We start from the raw sequence: 18,605 nt of genomic DNA, 5'->3' as shown, positions 1-18,605 counted from the left end.
GTGGGCGCGATTCGCTACTGCGGCCCACCGACGCCCGTCCGCGCACGGGCCACGCGCGAGGCGCCGTGCCTGCCCAGGGCGAGCATGATCGCCTGTCCGGCCTGGACAACCTTGTCCAGGTCCACGCCAGTCGAAATGCCCAGCCCGTGCAGCAGGTAGAGCACATCCTCGGTCGCGACGTTGCCACTGGCACCGGGTGCGTAGGGGCAACCGCCCAGCCCTGCCACGGAGCTGTCGAACACTTGGACGCCTTCCAGCAGGCACGCATAGATGTTGGCCACGGCCTGGCCATAGGTGTCGTGAAAGTGTCCGGCCAGCTGCGCACGCGGCACGCGCTGTGCGACCGTTTCGATCAACCGCCGCGCCGCTTCAGGCGTACCCACGCCAACCGTGTCGCCCAGGGAAATTTCGTAGCAACCCATCTGCAGCATGGCATTGGCTACGTCACGCACCTGCGCCGGCGCGATGTCGCCCTCGTACGGGCACCCCAGCACGCATGACACGTAGCCGCGAACCTTGATGCTACGCTCGGCGGCGGCCGCCATTACCGGCTCGAAGCGCTGCAGGCTCTGCGCAATGGAGCAATTGATGTTGCGTTGGGAGAAGGATTCGGAAGCAGCGGCAAATACCGCCACCTCGGACGCCCCAGCTGCGATGGCCGCCTCGAAACCTTGCAGGTTCGGCGTCAGGGCAACGTAGGTCACCCCCGGCGCGCGCTCGATGGCGGCGAAGACCGCCGCGCTGTCGGCCATCTGCGGCACCCACCGCGGGGATACGAAACTGCCGACTTCCACATGCCTGAGGCCGGCTGCGACCAGGGCGTCGACCAGCGCAACCTTGTCTTGGGCAGGCACGGCGCCCTGTTCATTCTGCAAGCCGTCGCGGGGGCCTACTTCGACGATCCTCACCCATTCAGGCAGCATGCTCGACCTCCTGCATCTCGATCAATACAGTGCCCTCGTTGACCATCTCGCCTTCTTCACAGCACAACGCCTGAATCACGCCAGCCCGGTGGGCGCGCACGGTGTGTTCCATCTTCATGGCTTCCAGCACCACCAAGCCATCGCCCTGCTCGACCTGCTGTCCAGGGCTGACCAGGAGGCGGACGATGCTGCCGTTCATGGGCGCGGCGAGCGAACCGTCGAAGCCGTGGGCCGCCGCGCTGGCGGACAGGGCATCCACCACGGTGACCTCGTAGGCATCGCCTTGCCAATGCAGGTAGGCGGTATCGCCATGGCGTGCGATGAGGCGCGTTTCATCCGGCGTTGTGCGGACCGTCGCCAGGCTCACCGTGCACAGCCGAGTCTGCCCGCTACAGCGTAGATCCAGGGTAGCGTGCGCCGGCGCCAGTTGGCGCCAGCCGGTTGCTTCGCTCCAGGGTGAGTGCCGGTCTTGTTCACACACGCTGGCCGGCGTCGAGCGCAGATAGGCGCGGGCGGCGCTTTGCCAGAAAGCTTCGGTCAGCACGGGGGGCTGGGGCAACAACGCTTCGGCGTGTCGTTCGATGAAACCGGTGTCGACTTGAGCCTGGGCAAAGGCAGGCGTGGCAAGGATGCGTTGCAGCAGGGCCAGGTTGCTCTTGATCCCGCCCACGGCCGTTTCGGCGAGCATGGCCAACAGGCGCAGCCGGGCTTGCTCGCGAGTCTCGCCCCAGGCGATGAGCTTGGCGATCATGGGGTCGTAGAACGGTGAGATGGTGTCGCCTTCGCGCACGGCGCTGTCCACCCGCCGGCCCGGCCCGGCTGCCGGTTCCTGATAAAGCGCCAGCTGCCCACTGGCGGGCAGGAAGCCACCCGCGGGGTCCTCGGCGTACAGGCGTACTTCGATGGCATGGCCGAGCAGTGGAACCTGGTCCTGGTTCAGTGGCAAGGCTTCACCACGCGCGACGCGAATCTGCCAGGCCACCAGGTCCAGGCCCGTAATGGCTTCGGTCACTGGATGCTCGACCTGCAGGCGGGTGTTCATTTCCATGAAATAGAAGCGACCGTCGCCATCGAGCAGGAACTCGACGGTGCCCGCACCTACGTAGCCGATAGCTTGAGCGGCGCGCACGGCGGCCTCGCCCATGGCCTGGCGCAGGGCTGCATCGAGGCCCGGCGCCGGGGCTTCTTCCAGCACTTTCTGGTGCCGACGCTGAATGGAACAATCCCGTTCATGCAGGTAGAGGCAATGCCCCTGCCCGTCGGCGAAGACCTGGATTTCCACATGCCGGGGCGCCGCGAGGTACTTCTCCACCAGCATGTGGCCATCGCCGAAGGCGGCCAAGGCTTCGCGCCGTGCGGAGTCCAGGGCAGGTGCCAGCTCGTTGGCCGATTCGGCCACCTTCATGCCCTTGCCACCACCGCCGGCTGCGGCCTTGAGCAACACCGGGTAGCCGATGCGCTGGGCGGCATCGACGAAGGTCTGCAGGTCCTGGGCCTGGTCGTGGTAGCCCGGAACCAGCGGCACGCCGGCCCGCTCCATCAGCGCCTTGGCCGCCGACTTGCTGCCCATGGCTTCGATGGCCTCGGCGGGCGGGCCGATGAACAGGATGCCCTCGCGCGCCAGGCGCCGGGCGAAAGCGGCGTTCTCCGAAAGGAAACCATAACCGGGATGAACAGCATCTGCGCCGCACGCCAGGGCTGCAGCCACCACTTTGTCGATCTGCAGGTAGCTGTCGGCAGGCTTGCTGCCGCCCAGGGGGATGGCCAGGTCGGCCTCGCGCACGTGCCGGGCATCGGCGTCGACGTCGCTGTAGATGGCGACGCAACGGATACCCATGGCTTTGGCGGTACGGATGATGCGACAGGCGATCTCGCCACGGTTGGCGATCAGCAATGTGGCGAGGGTTCTGGTTGACGGTGTCATGGCATTACCTCTGTCCAGGCCGGTGCGCGTTTGTCGAAGAATGCCTGCATGCCTTCCTGGCCCTCGGTGCCGGTACGCAGTCGGGCGATCAACGCCTGTGCCTGGGCTTGGCGCGAGGCCGTGGGTTGGCCATCGCCAATCTCCAGCAACAGCGCCTTGCAGGCGCGCATCGCTTCAGGGCCGTTACCGAGCAGGCGCCGGGTCCAGGTTTGCACCGCCGCCTCCAGCTCTGCACGCGGATACACCTCGTCGAGCAGCCCCAATTCGCGGGCCCGCAGCGCATCGAACCGCTCGGCAGTCAGCGCATAGCGTCGCGCTGCCCGCGGGCCTATGGCCTGCACCACGTAGGGACTGATCACCGCCGGGGCCAGGCCCAGGCGCACCTCGCTGAGACTGAACAGCGCATCGTCGGCGGCGATGGCCATGTCGCAACAGCTGACCAGGCCCATCGCCCCAGCGAACGCGGCGCCTTGAACCACCGCCACGGTCGGCAACGGCAGGTGCTGCAACTGCGCCATGAGCTCGTTCAGCCGCACGGCTTCAGCGAGGTTTTCCGCATAGCTCAAGCGGGCGCTGGCCTGCATCCAGGCCAGGTCGGCACCGGCGCTGAAGTGCCGGCCATGGGCGCGCAGGAACATGAAGCGCAACCCCGGTTGCTGGCTGACGCGATGGAACGCCTCCTGCAGTTCTTCGAGCATGAGCGCATTGAACGCGTTGTTCTTGTCCGGGCGATTCAACCAGACGCTGGCCACGTTGTCGGCGCTGATGTGCAGCTGTACCGTCGAGAATTCGTGCATATCCTGACCTCAGATGAGCGCATGGGCTACATGCGGAAGACGCCGAAGCGAGTTTCGGCCAAGGGTGCGTTCAACGCCGCCGAGAGGCCGAGCGCCAGCACGGTCCGGGTCTGCGCCGGGTCGATCACGCCGTCATCCCACAAACGGGCCGAGGAATAGAACGCGTGAGCCTGCTGTTCGTACTGGGCCACCAGCGGCTCGGCCAACTGCCGGGCCTGTTCGTCGCTGAACGCCTGACCCTGGCGCTGGGCCTGTTCCTGCTTGACCTGGACCAGCACCCCGGCCGCCTGCTGGGCGCCCATGACACCGATCTTTGCGTTCGGCCACATCCACAGGAAGCGCGGATCGTAGGCGCGCCCGCACATGCCGTAGTTGCCGGCGCCGTAGCTGGCCCCGATGATCACGGTGAACTTGGGCACCTGCGCACAGGCCACCGCCGTGACCAGCTTGGCGCCGTGCTTGGCGATGCCGCCGGCCTCGTATTTCTGGCCGACCATGAAACCGGTGATGTTCTGCAGGAACACCAAAGGGATGCCGCGCTGGCAGGCCAGCTCGATGAAGTGCGCGCCCTTTTGCGCAGCTTCGGCGAACAGCACGCCGTTGTTCGCCAGAATCGCCACCGGGTAGCCGTGGATATGGGCGAAACCACACACCAGAGTCGGCCCGAACAGTGTTTTGAACTCGTCGAAGGCCGAATCGTCGACGATGCGCGCGATGATCTCGTAGATCGGCAGGGGCTGTTTGGGGTCGGCGGGCACAAGGCCGTAGAGTTCATCCGCCGCATGGCGGGGCGGCAAGGGTTCGGCGCAGGCCAACCAGCCTTGCTTGCGCCAGTTCAGATGGGCGATGCAGCGACGGGCAATGGCCAGTGCCTGCTGGTCGTTCTCGGCGTAGTGGTCGGCCACCCCCGACTGCCGGCAGTGCAGGTCGGCACCGCCCAGCGCCTGGGCGCTGACCACCTCGCCCGTAGCGGCCTTGACCAAGGGCGGGCCGGCCAGAAAGATGGTCGCCTGGTCGCGGACCATGATGGTTTCATCGCTCATGGCCGGTACATAGGCACCGCCGGCCGTGCACGAACCCAGGACCACTGCGATCTGGGCGATGCCCTGGGCGCTCATGTTGGCCTGGTTGAAGAAGATCCGCCCGAAGTGCTCGCGGTCCGGGAACACTTCGTCCTGCCTTGGAAGGTTGGCGCCGCCGGAGTCGACCAGGTACAGGCAGGGCAAGCGGTTGTGCTGGGCGATTTCCTGGGCGCGCAAGTGCTTCTTCACGGTCAGCGGGTAATAGCTGCCGCCTTTGACCGTGGCATCGTTGGCGATGATCATGCATTCGACGCCGCTGACTCGACCGATGCCGGTAATCAGCCCGGCGGCGGCGACCTGCTCGCCGTACACCTCATGGGCGGCCAGCAGCCCGACTTCGAGGAACGCCGAGCCAGGGTCGAGCAGCACGTCGATGCGCTGGCGTGGCAGGAGTTTGCCGCGGGCGACATGGCGCGCCTGGGCGGCTTCGCCACCGCCCTGATGGATCTGCGCTGCGCACCGCTGCAGCGTATCGAGTTGCTGCAGCATCACCTCGCGGTTGGCGACGAAGTCGGCTGAACGTGTGTTGACCTGACTGTGGAGAATGGCCATGGGCATTTCCTGTGCGGGTACGGCACCGATGGGAGGGGCAGCGAGAAAAGGTCAGCGGGTCTGCTCGAACAGTTCCCGACCGATCAGCATGCGACGAATCTCACTGGTGCCCGCGCCGATCTCGTACAGCTTGGCGTCACGCCACAGGCGCCCGGCAGGAAACTCGTTGATGTAGCCATTGCCACCCAGAATCTGGATGGCCTCACCGGCCAGCCAGGTGGCTTTTTCGGCGGCATACAGAATGACCCCGGCGCAGTCCTTGCGAACCTGGCGCACCGGTGCCTGCCCGAGTGCATCCAGATGCCGGCCAACCGCGTACAGGTAGGCGCGGCATGCCTGCTGGGTGGTGTACATGTCGGCCAGCTTGCCCTGGATGAGCTGGAATTCGCCGATGCTCTGGCCGAACTGCTGCCGGTCGTGAACATACGGCAGCACCAGGTCCATGGCCGCCTGCATCAGGCCCAGCGGCCCGCCACTGAGCACCGCGCGCTCGTAGTCCAGGCCACTCATGAGCACGCCGACGCCCTGCCCCGGCTGGCCCAGCACGTTGGCCAGCGGCACCTCGACATCCTGGAACACCAGTTCACCGGTGTGCGAGCCGCGCATGCCCAGCTTGTCGAGCTTCTGCGCGACGCTGAACCCGGGCGAGCCTTTCTCCACGATGAATGCGGTGATGCCCTTGGCGCCGGCCGCCATGTCGGTCTTGGCGTAGACCACCAGCACGTCGCAGTCCGGGCCGTTGGTGATCCACATCTTGGTGCCGTTGAGCACGTAGTGGTCGCCCTTGAGGTCGGCACGCAGGCGCATCGAAACGACGTCGGAACCGGCGTTCGGTTCGCTCATGGCGAGGGCGCCGATGTGCTCGCCACTGATCAGCCTGGGCAGGAAACGCGCCTTCTGCTCGGCGCTGCCGTTGCGGTTGATCTGGTTGACGCACAGGTTGGAATGGGCGGCGTAGGACAAGCCGATGGCCCCCGAGCCGCGGGAGATTTCCTCCATGGCGACCATATGCGCCAGGTAGCCCATGCCCGTGCCACCCCACTCTTCAGGCACGGTCAGGCCCAGCAGGCCCATGTCGCCGAACTTGCGCCACAGGTCCGCGGGAAACTGGTCGCTGCGATCAGCTTGGGCGGCGCGCGGCGTGATCTCCTGCGCCACGAAAGCGGCCACCGAATCGCGCAGCATGTCGATGTCTTCGCCAAGGAAAAAATACAGTCCCGGTACTGAAATCATGTTCATCACTCGCTATTTTTGTATTTATCAGGGAGATCGAAGGGCGTGCCTAGCCGCGATCAGGTGTGCAGCGCGACACGGCAGCGTTCCTCGGCGGTGTCGAGCTCAACCTGCATCTGTTCGATATCAAGCATCTGTTGCTGCAACTGCGCCCGACGCTCGGCGATTTTCTCCAGGAACCGGTCGAGCTGCTTGCGGTTGCCCGAGGGGTCGTACATATCGATGAGTTCCTTGCACTCGGCCAGGGAAAACCCGATGCGCTTGCCGCGCAGGATCAACTTCATCGCCACCAGATCACGAGCCGAATAGACCCTTTCCTGGCCCCGACGCGTCGGCGTGACCATGCCCTGCTCCTCGTAGAAGCGCAGGGTCCTGGGCGTTACGTCGAGCAGTTGGGAAACTTCGGAGATGCTGTAGAGAGTGCTCACGTCGACCTGATCCTGGTTGCTTTACGTTAACGTAAACGTCAACTACAGGTCTGTCAACTCGTGCACTGGCAACGTGCTCAAGCCATGGGTATGACGTGGGAGATAGTCAGATGCGGCGCAACACTTGCGCCGCAGAAGCGCAGTCAGGCGAAGGCAGGCACACCGCTGTGAAAACGAAATTCCGCATCGGGGCTTTCGATCAGTTCCGCCTCGGCCACGCGGACCTTGTCGACGGTGCGGGCAATGTCGGCGGCGTCGCCGTACTGGTGGGCGAGCTTCAGGTAGCCTTGGTAGTGCCGGGCTTCGCTCATGAGCAGACCGTTATAGAAAGTACCCAATTCTTCGTCCAGATGGGGCACCAGGGCTGCGAAACGCTCGCAGCTGCGCGCCTCGATGAAGGCGCCGACCACCAGGGTGTCGACCAGCTTGACCGGTTCGTGATTGCGCACCTGCTTGCGCAGCGCCGAGGCGTAGCGGCCCGCCGACAACGGCTGCAGCTCGATCTTGCGGCGCTTCATCAGGCGCAGAACCTGTTCATGATGGACCAGCTCTTCGCGCGCCAGTCGCGACATCATGTTGATCAGGTCGGCATGGGTGCAGTACTTGGCAATCAGGCTCAGGGCCGTGGACGCTGCCTTGAACTCGCAGTTCTTGTGGTCGATCAGCAGCGTGTGCTGGTCGGCCAGCGCGGCCTGGACCCAGGCATCGGGCGTGGGGCAGCCGAGAAAGGCGTGAATTTCAGACAACATGGCCAGGCACCTGGAAAAAAGGGAGCGATTATACCCAGCTCGCCAGCCACTGGGTATGTGCGCGCCGCGGTTGATCTGCGAAGGCGATCAGTCGCTTTTCTTGCGGATCCAATAACGGTAGGTACCGCCTTCTTCGTCCTGCTGGACCAGCTCATGGCCCAGGAATACGCAGAACTTGGGGATGTCGCGACGGGTCGAGGGGTCGGTGGCAATGACTTCGAGCAGGCCGCCGGCGGGCAAGTCGCGCACGTGCTGGTGCAGCATCATCACCGGTTCCGGACAGCTCAGGCCAGTGGCATCCAGGGTACGGTCGGCAGACAGGATTTGGTTCATGCAAAGCTCCAGGTCAAGCGGGCGTTCGAGCCGCCATTCATTCAAGCAGCCGGTCATTCAAGCAGCCATTCATTCAACCATTGTAGCGCCGACAGACAAGCCGAACGCCGTGTGCGACCCCAGGCCGCGGTGCCTGCTTGGATCAGCGCTTGCCGCCGTCGAGCCGACGCAGGTGGCAGGTAACTTCCTCGCGGTCATGGTACAGCTGCTTGCAGCCGACCTGGACCTTGATGCCACGGGCCTTGAAGCCCTCCTCGATACGCTCGAGCAATCGGCGCACTTCGGCATAGCGCTGCTTCATCGGCAGCTTCAGATTGACCACCGCTTCGCGGCAGAGGTTCTCGCCCAGCCAGGTTTCCAGCAAGGCGGCGTTGCGGGCCGGCTTTTCGACGATGTCGCAGACCATCCAGTCCACGGTCTGCTTGGGTTTGTAGGTGAAGCCATCGGCCATCAGGTGAGTGACCAGGCCGGTGTCCATCAAGCTCTGTGCCATCGGGCCGTTGTCGATGGCGGTGACCAGCATGCCACGGCGTACCAACTGGTAGGTCCAGCCGCCAGGCGCAGCACCCAGGTCCACACCGGTCATGTCGCCGTGCAGGCGCTCGTCCCACTGCTCGCGGGGGATGAAGTGGTGCCAGGCCTCTTCCAGCTTCAAGGTCGAGCGGCTGGGCGCTTCGCGGGGAAATTTCAGGCGCGGGATACCCATGGGCCACATGGCGAAATTGCCCGCGTCGGCCACCCCGAGAAAGACCTCGCGCCCGCTCTTGAAGGTCAGCAGCAGCCGCGGCAGGTCGGGATCGTCCACCAGCTTGCCGGCACCGAGCAAGGCCTTGCGCAGCGGGGCCTCGAATTTCTTGCAGAAGTTCGACAGTTCCTTGCCATCGTTGGTGTCGAGCACTTCCAGCCACAGGCTGCCGCAGACCGGGTAGGCCGCCAGGTGTTCGAGCACAACGCTGATGCGGTCGGTTTCGGGCAACTGCACGAAATCGCCGCGCGCCCATTGCCGGGGAAATATCAAGTCACTAAACCGCAACGCGCTCATCAGCCGTGCCGGACCAGCCGGCTCGTGGCAGATGAATTCGGCGCAGGCGGTCTGCGGCTTGGCCTTGGCATAGCCGGCAACCCCCAGCCGTGCGGCGTGTTCAGCGATCTCCGAGCAGACCTCGCCTTCGAAGCCAGGGCGGCAATGCATAAACAACGTATTCATAAAGAGACTTTCACTGCCAGGGGCCGAAATCGGCGCATGATAAAGGAAATCGGAACCCTGGGCATGCACTGGAAGTCCTCACTGAAAGAACCTGATTATCCAGCCCGTGCCGTGCGGGCCCGAAAAGGAGCTACCCATGCCCTCCCTCGATAGCCTGAAAAGCCTGAATACCCTGGACGTCGCCGGCACGTCCTATCATTACTTCAGCCTGCCCGAAGCCGCCAAGAGCCTGGGCGACCTGCAGCAACTGCCGATGTCGCTCAAGGTGCTGCTGGAAAACCTGCTGCGCTGGGAAGACGGCAAGACCGTCACTGGCGAAGACCTGCGCGCCCTCGCCGACTGGCTGCATGAGCGCCGCTCCGACCGCGAGATCCAGTACCGCCCGGCGCGCGTGTTGATGCAGGACTTCACCGGCGTACCGGCCGTGGTCGACCTGGCTGCCATGCGCGCCGCCGTGGCCAAGGCCGGTGGCGACCCGCAACGCATCAATCCGCTCTCGCCCGTGGACCTGGTGATCGACCACTCGGTGATGGTCGACCACTACGCCAGTGGCGAGGCGTTCGAAGAAAACGTCGACATCGAGATGCAGCGCAACGGCGAGCGCTACGCGTTCCTGCGCTGGGGCCAGAGTGCATTCGACAACTTCAGCGTGGTGCCACCGGGTACCGGCATCTGCCACCAGGTCAACTTGGAATACCTGGGGCGCACCGTCTGGACCAAAGAGGAAGAAGGTCGCACCTACGCCTTCCCCGACACCCTGGTAGGCACCGACTCACACACCACCATGATCAACGGCCTGGGCGTGCTGGGTTGGGGCGTTGGCGGGATCGAGGCGGAAGCAGCCATGCTCGGCCAGCCGGTGTCGATGCTGATTCCCGAGGTCATCGGCTTCAAGCTCACCGGCAAGCTCAAGGAAGGCATCACCGCCACCGACCTGGTGCTGACCGTGACCCAGATGCTGCGCAAGAAAGGCGTGGTCGGCAAGTTCGTCGAATTCTACGGTGACGGGCTGGCCGATCTGCCTCTGGCGGACCGGGCGACCATTGCCAACATGGCGCCAGAGTACGGTGCGACCTGCGGCTTCTTTCCGGTAGACGACGTGACCTTGGGCTATCTGCGCCTGTCCGGTCGGCCGGAAGCCACTGTCCAGTTGGTCGAGGCTTACTGCAAGGCCCAGGGCATGTGGCGCCTGCCTGGCCAGGAGCCGGTCTTCAGCGACACCCTGGCATTGGACATGGGTGAGGTGGAGGCCAGCCTGGCCGGGCCCAAGCGTCCCCAGGACCGGGTGGCACTGCCAAAAGTCAGCGCAGCATTCAACGACTTCATCAGCTTGCAGCTCAAGCCGACCAAAAAGGAAGAAGGCCGCCTGGAAAGCGAAGGTGGCGGCGGCGTCGCTGTCGGCAATGCCGACCAGACCGAGGGCGCGCCCTACACCTGGCGTGGCCAGACGCACAATCTGCAACACGGGGCGGTGGTCATCGCCGCCATTACCTCGTGCACCAACACGTCCAACCCCAGCGTGATGATGGCGGCCGGCCTGGTGGCCAAGAAAGCGGTCGAAAAAGGCCTGACCACCAAACCCTGGGTGAAAACTTCGCTGGCACCCGGCTCCAAGGTGGTGACCGACTACTACAAGGCGGCAGGCCTGACCCAGTACCTGGATACCCTGGGCTTCGCCTTGGTCGGTTACGGCTGCACCACTTGCATCGGCAACTCGGGGCCGCTCGACGAGCCTATCGAGCAGGCCATCCAGAGCGCCGACCTGACCGTGGCATCGGTGCTTTCGGGCAACCGCAACTTCGAGGGCCGGGTCCACCCGCTGGTGAAGACCAACTGGTTGGCATCGCCGCCCCTGGTCGTCGCCTATGCGCTGGCCGGTAGCGTGCGCAGCGACATCAGCAGCGAACCGTTGGGTACTGGCACTGACGGCCAACCAGTCTATCTGCGTGACATCTGGCCTACCCAGCAGGAAATCGCCGACGCGGTGGCCAAGGTCGATACGGCCATGTTCCACAAGGAGTATGCCGAGGTCTTCGCCGGCGATGCGCAGTGGCAGGCCATCGAAGTACCGCAGGCGCCGACCTATGTCTGGCAGGCGGATTCGACCTACATCCAGCATCCGCCATTCTTCGAAGACATCGCCGGGCCTGCGCCAGTGATCGCCGACGTGCAGGGTGCCCGCATCCTGGCGTTGCTGGGCGATTCGGTCACCACTGACCACATCTCCCCTGCCGGCAACATCAAGGCTGACAGTCCGGCTGGACGTTACCTGCGCGACAAGGGCGTAGAGCCGCGGGACTTCAACTCTTACGGTTCGCGCCGTGGCAACCATGAAGTGATGATGCGCGGCACCTTCGCCAACATCCGGATCCGCAATGAAATGCTCGGTGGCGAAGAAGGCGGCAACACGCTGTACATCCCGACGGACGAAAAGCTGCCGATCTACGATGCGGCCATGCGCTACCAGGAGGCGGGTACACCGCTGGTGGTCATCGCCGGTCAGGAATACGGGACCGGCTCGAGTCGCGACTGGGCGGCCAAGGGCACCAACCTGCTCGGTGTGAAAGCCGTGGTGGCCGAGAGCTTCGAACGCATCCACCGTTCCAACCTGGTCGGCATGGGCGTACTGCCGCTGCAGTTCACCAACGGCCAGAGCCGCAAGAGCCTGGGCCTGACCGGACGCGAGACCCTGGACATCGTCGGCTTGAGCGGTGCCCGGATCCAACCTCACATGCGCCTGGACCTGCACATCCGTCGCGAAGACGGCCAGCAGGAAACCGTCGAGTTGTTGTGCCGGATCGACACCCTCAACGAAGTGGAATATTTCCGCTCCGGCGGGATCTTGCATTATGTGCTGCGCCAGTTGATCGGTAACCCGGTGGTGTAAGGTCGTTTCATCCGCACAGCCCTTGCGCCGTCGCAACCCCTGCCGTCGCAACCCCTGTAGCAGCGGCGCGAGCCGCGTTCAGCCTCGCCGCGATTGTGCAGGTTTACTGCGGGGGCTGATGACGCGGCTTGCGCCGCTGCTACAGGGGGTGGATGCCTACCCGAAGGTGGTACTTCGTCACATTTGAAACATTCAGTTTCAAATAAACGCACCTGCAACTCATTTGGTTCTTGTTCTCATTCTTGTTTATCCAGTGCAATAGCCGCCATCCAAATCCGTGGCCACCTGTTCGCTGGCGCCGTACCTTGCCCGTCAGGCAACCGGCTTCTCGAATCGAGAACGTTTTCCAATGTCGAAGAAATCCCGCTCGAAAATCTGGTTCCTCGTGCACAGCTGGTTGGCCCTGCCGATCTGGTTCTTCGTGCTGATCGTGTGCGTGACCGGCACCCTGGCCGTGGTGAGCACCGAAATCATGTGGCTGATCAACCCGGAAATGCGCGCCAACAAGCCGTCCGACGATGCCCAGCCATTGAATTACGACCAGTTGATGACCGCCATCCAGCGCGACCACCCCGAATTACGCGTCAGCAACCTGACCCACCCGGATGGCGACTACTTCGCGGTCAACGCCAGCGTCACCTACCCGGACGGCCGCTCGCCAACGGTCTACGTGAACCCCTACACCGGCGTCTTGCAGGGCGTAAGCCCGGCGTTCGACTTCCCGGCCTTCACCCGTGCCTTGCATGGCTGGTGGCTGGTGCCCTTCACCAACGGTTTCTCGTGGGGCTGGTACCTGGTGTCGTTCCTGGGGCTGCCCCTGCTGGTGTCGCTGATCACCGGTTTGGTGGTCTACAAGAAGTTCTGGAAAGGCTTCCTCAAGCCCACCCTGCGCCTGAACCAGGGGGCACGAGTGTTCTGGGGCGACTTTCACCGCCTCAGCGGCATCTGGTCGATCTGGTTCATCGCGGTGATCGCCATCACCGGCGTATGGTTCCTGATCCGCGCGATCCTCTACGACAACCAGATCAGCATCTCCAGCTATTCGCCGGTTACCTCGGTGATCGCGCGGGCCGACGTACCGTTGGTGGCCAATGGCACCCCGGCGCCGATGATTCCGGTCGAGCAGGCCATCGCCGTGGTCAAGCAACAGGTGCCGGGGCTGGATGCCAGCTACGTGTCGCTGCCTTTGAATGCCTACAGCCCGATGGAAGTCGGCGGGCGCAGCTGGTATCCACTGATGTACCAGACCGCCAGCATCAACCCCTACACCGGACAATTGATCAGCTCACACCTGCTCGGCGACCGCAATGCCCTGGAATTCGTCACCGAGTCCATGCGCCCTCTGCACACCGGTGATTTCGGTGGCCTGTGGATCAAGCTGATCTGGGCCTTCTTCGGCCTGCTGCTGAGCATGATGGTGCTCAGCGGCCTGATGATCTGGAGCAAACGCACCGCTTTGGCCACTGCCCAGGCGTTCAAGCGCACCAGCCGCCAGGACACCGCACAGATGCCCGCCGGGAATCTGCGTCCTATTGCCCACAAAACCGCGGAGCGCAGCCTGTGAGCCGAGTCATCAGTGCCCCTTTGCCGTCGCCCCTGTCGCGTTTCTGGCGCAAGTGGCGGTTCCATATCAATGTGCTGCTGGTGCTCATCCCGCTGAGCTTCATGCCTCACTATTTCGCCGAGAACGCCAGGGATCGCGGTGACAGTGGTTTGGGCGAACGCACCGTGGGCGACATCGCGGTCGGTCCCTGGAGCCTGACCCTGGCCGAGCGCCGCATCGAAGGCCCCACCGCCGAAAGCGGCCAGGACATCAAGTACTTCACCGCTGCCCTGTGCAAGCGCTGCATCGACCAGGTCAAGGCCACCTACCTGCGCATCGGCAAACCGCGCAGCCTGCGGGCTGCGGGCGTGATCTTCTTCGGCAGTGGCTACCGCATGTTCGCCGGCTTGCCGGTGCCGGTAAAAACCGAGGCCGATGCTCAGCTGTGGATCACCATGGAAGGCTGGGACGGCTCCATGCACCAAACCTCCATTCCATTGAGCCAGGCGTCACCGGCAACGGTGTCCTGGCTGAACCGTCAAGGAACCCAACCATGACCCGCGTTTCATTCATCCGCTGGCCTGCCCTGGTGCTCGGGCTGCTCGCCGCTGCCTGCAGCAGCGTCGCCCTGGCCCACAACCCCATGTGCGAATGCAAGCAGATCGACGACCAGCAGATTCGCTGTACCGGAGGATTTTCCGATGGCAGCGGCGCGCCGGGGGTCACCCTGGACGTGGTCGGCTATGACGAAAGCATTCTGGTGCCCGGCAAGCTGGGCAGCGATTCGACCGTGACCTTCAAGCGCCCCGATGCCGAGTTCTATGTGCTGTTCGATGCCGGCCCAGGCCATGTCGTCGAGATCGACCAAGCCGACATCGAGGCACCATGAGCACGCCCGTCACCCACATCGTCCGCCCTGCCGGGGCGGGCCATGAAACGCTGTACGTCGGCCTGCTCTGCCTGTTCATCCTGCTGGCTGCCGCCGGTGTGGTGAGCTGGCATGGGGTCAGCCACGAAGCGGTGGCCGTACCGTCGCATCAGCTCGATGCGCGGCGCGACCTGAGCGCCGCCGAGCAGGGTATCTATGCCGACCTGCGCGTGACCCTGGACGAGGTGCGCCTGCTCGCCGAAGAACAGCCCGAACCCGTGACGCCTGCGCAGTTGGCCCGCGAAGGCTTCGCGCCATTCGCCCAGGACGCCAGCTCGGTCAGCCGCGGCAGCCATGCATGGAACATGGTCCAGCACTCCTACGTGGGCCTGAGCCAGGCGCCCGAGGTGGCTGGCTCGTTCCTGCTGCGGGTGAACGGCCCCGACGCGGATGTATGGATCAATCGCGCTCCTTCCGCCAGCGCACCCTCGCAGATGGATGACAAGACGCTCGCCGACGCAGGCTGGCAACAGGTCATCGCCCAGTTCGACACCGGTGTCACCCGCCAGCATCGCCATTGAATACGCCCTCTTCCCCAGGATTTTCCATGCCCAGATCTATCGCCCGCCGTCCGTTGCTGCGACTTGTGTCCGTCGCAGTCCTGGGCACACTGCTCAGCACCGCCGCCTGGGCCGCCGACGGCAAACCGCTGCGCATCGGCATCACTCTGCACCCCTACTACAGCTACGTGGCGAACATCGTCGGCGACAAGGCTGAAGTCGTGCCGTTGATCCCGGCCGGATTCAACCCCCACGCCTATGAGCCACGGGCCGACGACATCAAGCGCATCGGCAGCCTGGACGTGATCGTGCTCAACGGCGTCGGCCATGACGACTTCGCCGACCGCATGATCGATGCCAGCGAAAAGCCCGACATCGCCGTGATCGAGGCCAACGCCGACGTGCCGCTGCTGGCGGCCACCGGGACCATGGCCCGCGGCGCCGGCAAGGTGGTCAACCCGCACACCTTCCTGTCCATCAGCGCCTCCATCGCCCAGGTCAACAACATTGCCCGCGAGCTGGGCAAGCTCGACCCGGACAACGCCAAGTTCTACACCGCCAATGCCCGAGCCTACGGCAAGCGCCTGCGCACGTTGCGTGCCGATGCCCTGGCCAAGCTGACCCAGGCGCCCAATGCCGAGCTGCGCGTGGCAACCGTGCATGCCGCCTACGATTACCTGCTGCGCGAGTTCGGCCTGGAAGTCACCGCAGTGGTCGAACCCGCCCACGGCATCGAGCCAAGCCCCAGCCAGTTGAAAAAGACCATCGATCAACTGCGCGCACTGGACGTCAAGGTGATCTTCTCGGAAATGGATTTTCCCTCGACCTATGTCGAAACCATCCAGCGCGAATCGGGGGTCAAGATGTACCCGCTCTCGCATATCTCCTATGGCGAATACAGCGCCGACAAGTATGAGAAGGAAATGGGCGGCAACCTCGACACCGTGGTCCGGGCGATCCAGGAGGCCGGCGCATGACCGCGGCCGAACCCCTGGCCCTGGCCCGCAGCGGGCCTGCCATCGATTTCGCCCAGGTAGGCCTGGTGCTGGGCCGCACGCTGATTCTCGACGACGTCAGCTTCCGTGTGGCCAGTGGCAGCGTGCATGCGCTGGTCGGGCCCAACGGCGGCGGCAAGAGCTCGCTGATCAAGACCTTGCTGGGGCAAATGCCCCACCGTGGGCAGCTCAGCCTGCAATGGCCGGGCGATCCCGGCGTGATCGGCTACGTGCCCCAGGCGCTGGAGTTCGACCGTGGCCTGCCGATGACGGTCGACGATTTCATGGCCGCCATGTGCCAGCGTCGACCGGCCTTTCTTGGCTTGTCCAGGCACTATGCCGGCGCTATCGGCGAAGCACTGGAGCGCGTCGGCATGCAGGACAAGCGCAAGCGGCGCATGGGCGCGCTGTCGGGCGGTGAACGCCAGCGTGTGCTGCTGGCGCAGGGCCTGATCCCGGCGCCGCAACTGCTGATTCTCGACGAACCGATGTCGGCGCTGGACGAGGCCGGCATCCAGGTGTTCGAGCGTCTGCTGCTGGACTGGCAGCAGGCTGGCATCACCGTGATGTGGATCGAGCATGACCTGGAAGCCGTCAAGCGTCTGGCCGACCGGGTCACCGGGCTCAACCGCCGCGTGCTGTTCGACGCCACACCGGCCGAGGCACTCACACCGGACCGACTGCTGACGCTGTTCTCCACCCATCCCCGCGCCGGAGGCCTCGCCTGATGGACTACGAACAGTTTCGCCTGGCCATCCAGGGCCTGGCTTCGGACGGCTACTTGCCCGCCGCCTTGGCCTACGGCTTCGTGGTCAATGCCTTGATCGCCGGTTTGCTGATCGGCCCGGTGCTGGGCGGCCTGGGAACGCTGGTGGTGGTCAAGCGCTTCGCGTTCTTTTCCGAAGCGGTGGGCCATGCCGCACTGACCGGCGTGGCCATCGGCATCCTGCTCGGCGAGCCCTACACCGGGCCCTACGGCAGCCTGTTCGGCTACTGCCTGTTGTTCGGCATCGTGCTCAATTACCTGCGTAACCGCACCGGCCTGGCGCCGGACACCCTGATCGGCGTGTTCCTCTCGGTATCGCTGGCACTGGGCGCCAGCCTGCTGCTGACCCTGGCCGGCAAGATCAACGTACACATCCTCGAGAACGTGCTGTTCGGCTCGGTCCTCACGGTGAACGGCAACGACCTGCTGGTACTGGCCGTGGTCGGTGCGCTGGTGTTGAGCCTGAGCCTGCCGCTGTACAACCGCATCATGCTGGCCAGCTTCAACCCGCAGCTGGCTGCCGTTCGCGGCGTGCCGGTGAAAGCGCTGGACTACCTGTTCGTGATCCTGGTGACGCTGATCACCGTAGCGGCGGTCAAGGTCATCGGCGCGATCCTGGTCGGTGCCCTGCTGGTGATTCCGGCCGCGGCGGCGCGGCTCCTGAGCCAATCGCTGAAGGGATTCTTCTGGATCTCGGTGCTCATTGCCACGCTCAGCACGCTGTGCGGGATCCTGCTGCCAATTCTCTTCGACCTGCCGGTACCGTCCGGCGCTGCCATCATCCTGGTTGCAGGCGTGGCCTTCGCCCTGGCCGCCATCGCCCGCGGCACCTTGCCCAGCCTCAAAGGGAACATCGGATAAATGCCTATTCTGCGCAAACTGACAGCGGCCCTGACCCTGTGTGCGGTGCTCGCCCCCGCAGCCCTGGCGGCGGAGCCCGTGAAAGTCCTCGCCAGCCTGCCGATCACCTACGGTCTGGGCCAGCTGTTGCTCAAGGACAGCGGCGTGCAGCTGGAGCGTGCAGCCGCAGCCAACCTGCCTGGCTCCCGGCAGAATGCCTATTTCACCGGGCGCGGCGCGGAGGCCCTGGCAGGTCTGGCCGGATCCGCCGATGCCGTGATCGGCTTGCGTTCGCTGTGGCCCGACGATTCCCTGTACCCGCTGGCGCGCCGTAGCAACATTCGTATCGTCGAGATCGACGCGGCGCGCCCGGTCGATGGCGTGCTGCCCGGTATTGCCGTACAGCCGGGCGTCGGCGGCCTGAACAGCCAGCCGTGGTTGTCGAGCAACAACATGGGGCGCATGGCCGATGTCATGGCCGCCGACCTGGTGCGTCTGGCACCGGCCGCCAAGCCGCGCATCGATGCCAACCTGGCGGCGCTCAAGCAGCAATTGCTCAAGCTCAGCGCCGACAGCGAGGCCCGCCTGGCCAAGGCCGACAATGTCAGCGTGGTCAGCCTCAGCGACCGGTTCGCCTACCTTGCGGCCGGTCTCAACCTGGACACGGTGGCCACCCAGGCGCTCACCGACGAGCAATGGGATGCCGCGCAACTGGAGCACCTGAGCGCGACCCTCAAGGACAACGACGTCGCCCTGGTCATCGACCACCGCCAGCCGCCCGAAGCGGTCAAGTCGGCAATCACCGCTGCGGGCAGCAAGCTGTTGGTGCTGGCCGAAGAAAGCGACGACCCGATCGCCGACCTGCAAGCGCACATGAACGCCGTCATCCAGGCCCTCTGACCTCCCCCAAGCCAGGGG

The 18,605-nt window shown here is 64.6% G+C and carries 18 protein-coding genes; 9 read left to right on the top strand and 9 right to left on the bottom strand.

The window, feature by feature from the left end:
- Nucleotides 1-14: 14 nt before the first annotated feature.
- The 9 genes from LT40_RS06885 to rlmM all read right to left on the bottom strand — a co-directional run bounded on the left by LT40_RS06885 (nucleotide 15) and on the right by rlmM (nucleotide 9,228).
- Complete coding sequence (locus LT40_RS06885) at nucleotides 15-923, bottom strand: hydroxymethylglutaryl-CoA lyase (protein ID WP_043188062.1); 909 nt, start codon at nucleotides 921-923, stop codon at nucleotides 15-17.
- Nucleotides 913-2,847, bottom strand: a complete 1,935-nt coding sequence (locus tag LT40_RS06880; protein ID WP_043188060.1) for an acetyl/propionyl/methylcrotonyl-CoA carboxylase subunit alpha — start codon at nucleotides 2,845-2,847, stop codon at nucleotides 913-915. The genes LT40_RS06885 and LT40_RS06880 overlap by 11 nt, the downstream gene beginning before the upstream one ends.
- Nucleotides 2,844-3,644, bottom strand: a complete 801-nt coding sequence (locus LT40_RS06875; protein ID WP_043188056.1) for an enoyl-CoA hydratase-related protein — start codon at nucleotides 3,642-3,644, stop codon at nucleotides 2,844-2,846. The genes LT40_RS06880 and LT40_RS06875 overlap by 4 nt, the downstream gene beginning before the upstream one ends.
- 26 nt (nucleotides 3,645-3,670) lie before the next feature.
- Nucleotides 3,671-5,278: a carboxyl transferase domain-containing protein gene (locus tag LT40_RS06870; RefSeq protein WP_043188052.1), complete on the bottom strand. Its 1,608-nt coding sequence runs from the start codon at nucleotides 5,276-5,278 to the stop codon at nucleotides 3,671-3,673.
- 51 nt (nucleotides 5,279-5,329) lie between these two features.
- The gene (locus LT40_RS06865; RefSeq protein WP_202807712.1) at nucleotides 5,330-6,508 is read right to left on the bottom strand and encodes an isovaleryl-CoA dehydrogenase; all 1,179 of its coding nucleotides are present in this window, start codon (nucleotides 6,506-6,508) and stop codon (nucleotides 5,330-5,332) included.
- A 62-nt stretch (nucleotides 6,509-6,570) separates the two neighbouring features.
- Nucleotides 6,571-6,939, bottom strand: coding sequence for a MerR family transcriptional regulator (locus LT40_RS06860; RefSeq protein ID WP_043188049.1), 369 nt, complete (start codon nucleotides 6,937-6,939; stop codon nucleotides 6,571-6,573).
- Between the two features lie 143 nt (nucleotides 6,940-7,082).
- On the bottom strand, nucleotides 7,083-7,688 hold the full coding sequence (locus LT40_RS06855) for a MiaE family protein (RefSeq protein ID WP_043188047.1): 606 nt from the start codon (nucleotides 7,686-7,688) through the stop codon (nucleotides 7,083-7,085).
- An 87-nt stretch (nucleotides 7,689-7,775) separates the two neighbouring features.
- On the bottom strand, nucleotides 7,776-8,021 hold the full coding sequence (gene tusA / locus LT40_RS06850; protein WP_043193394.1) for a sulfurtransferase TusA: 246 nt from the start codon (nucleotides 8,019-8,021) through the stop codon (nucleotides 7,776-7,778).
- Nucleotides 8,022-8,163: 142 nt separating this feature from the next.
- Nucleotides 8,164-9,228, bottom strand: coding sequence for a 23S rRNA (cytidine(2498)-2'-O)-methyltransferase RlmM (gene rlmM / locus LT40_RS06845; RefSeq protein ID WP_043188043.1), 1,065 nt, complete (start codon nucleotides 9,226-9,228; stop codon nucleotides 8,164-8,166).
- A gap of 136 nt (nucleotides 9,229-9,364) precedes the next feature.
- Between rlmM and acnA the strand changes: the two genes are divergently transcribed.
- The 9 genes from acnA (at nucleotide 9,365) to LT40_RS06800 (ending at nucleotide 18,587) form a co-directional block, all read left to right on the top strand.
- A complete protein-coding gene (gene acnA, locus LT40_RS06840) occupies nucleotides 9,365-12,115 on the top strand; it encodes an aconitate hydratase AcnA (protein WP_043188041.1) in 2,751 nt (916 codons plus the stop codon).
- Between the two features lie 349 nt (nucleotides 12,116-12,464).
- The gene (locus LT40_RS06835; protein WP_043188039.1) at nucleotides 12,465-13,679 is read left to right on the top strand and encodes a PepSY-associated TM helix domain-containing protein; all 1,215 of its coding nucleotides are present in this window, start codon (nucleotides 12,465-12,467) and stop codon (nucleotides 13,677-13,679) included.
- Nucleotides 13,676-14,215 carry a hypothetical protein gene (locus tag LT40_RS06830; RefSeq protein WP_043188037.1) on the top strand — a complete coding sequence of 180 codons (540 nt, stop codon included), beginning with the start codon at nucleotides 13,676-13,678 and terminating at the stop codon, nucleotides 14,213-14,215. Before LT40_RS06835 ends, LT40_RS06830 begins: the two co-directional genes overlap by 4 nt.
- On the top strand, nucleotides 14,212-14,547 hold the full coding sequence (locus tag LT40_RS06825) for a hypothetical protein (RefSeq protein ID WP_043188035.1): 336 nt from the start codon (nucleotides 14,212-14,214) through the stop codon (nucleotides 14,545-14,547). Before LT40_RS06830 ends, LT40_RS06825 begins: the two co-directional genes overlap by 4 nt.
- On the top strand, nucleotides 14,544-15,107 hold the full coding sequence (locus LT40_RS06820; RefSeq protein ID WP_043188033.1) for a DUF6162 family protein: 564 nt from the start codon (nucleotides 14,544-14,546) through the stop codon (nucleotides 15,105-15,107). The genes LT40_RS06825 and LT40_RS06820 overlap by 4 nt, the downstream gene beginning before the upstream one ends.
- A 26-nt stretch (nucleotides 15,108-15,133) precedes the next feature.
- Nucleotides 15,134-16,063, top strand: coding sequence for a metal ABC transporter substrate-binding protein (locus tag LT40_RS06815; RefSeq protein ID WP_043188030.1), 930 nt, complete (start codon nucleotides 15,134-15,136; stop codon nucleotides 16,061-16,063).
- Nucleotides 16,060-16,809: a metal ABC transporter ATP-binding protein gene (locus LT40_RS06810; protein ID WP_043188028.1), complete on the top strand. Its 750-nt coding sequence runs from the start codon at nucleotides 16,060-16,062 to the stop codon at nucleotides 16,807-16,809. Before LT40_RS06815 ends, LT40_RS06810 begins: the two co-directional genes overlap by 4 nt.
- Entirely contained in the window at nucleotides 16,809-17,708 is a 900-nt protein-coding gene (locus tag LT40_RS06805; RefSeq protein WP_043188025.1) for a metal ABC transporter permease, read from the top strand. Before LT40_RS06810 ends, LT40_RS06805 begins: the two co-directional genes overlap by 1 nt.
- A complete protein-coding gene (locus LT40_RS06800) occupies nucleotides 17,709-18,587 on the top strand; it encodes a metal ABC transporter substrate-binding protein (RefSeq protein ID WP_043188023.1) in 879 nt (292 codons plus the stop codon).
- Nucleotides 18,588-18,605: the final 18 nt, after the last annotated feature.

It is taken from the genome of Pseudomonas rhizosphaerae, assembly GCF_000761155.1.
Taxonomy (GTDB): domain Bacteria; phylum Pseudomonadota; class Gammaproteobacteria; order Pseudomonadales; family Pseudomonadaceae; genus Aquipseudomonas; species Aquipseudomonas rhizosphaerae.
The sequence above is the reverse complement of the archived record's forward strand: the minus strand, read 5'-3'. Positions and strand labels throughout refer to the sequence as shown.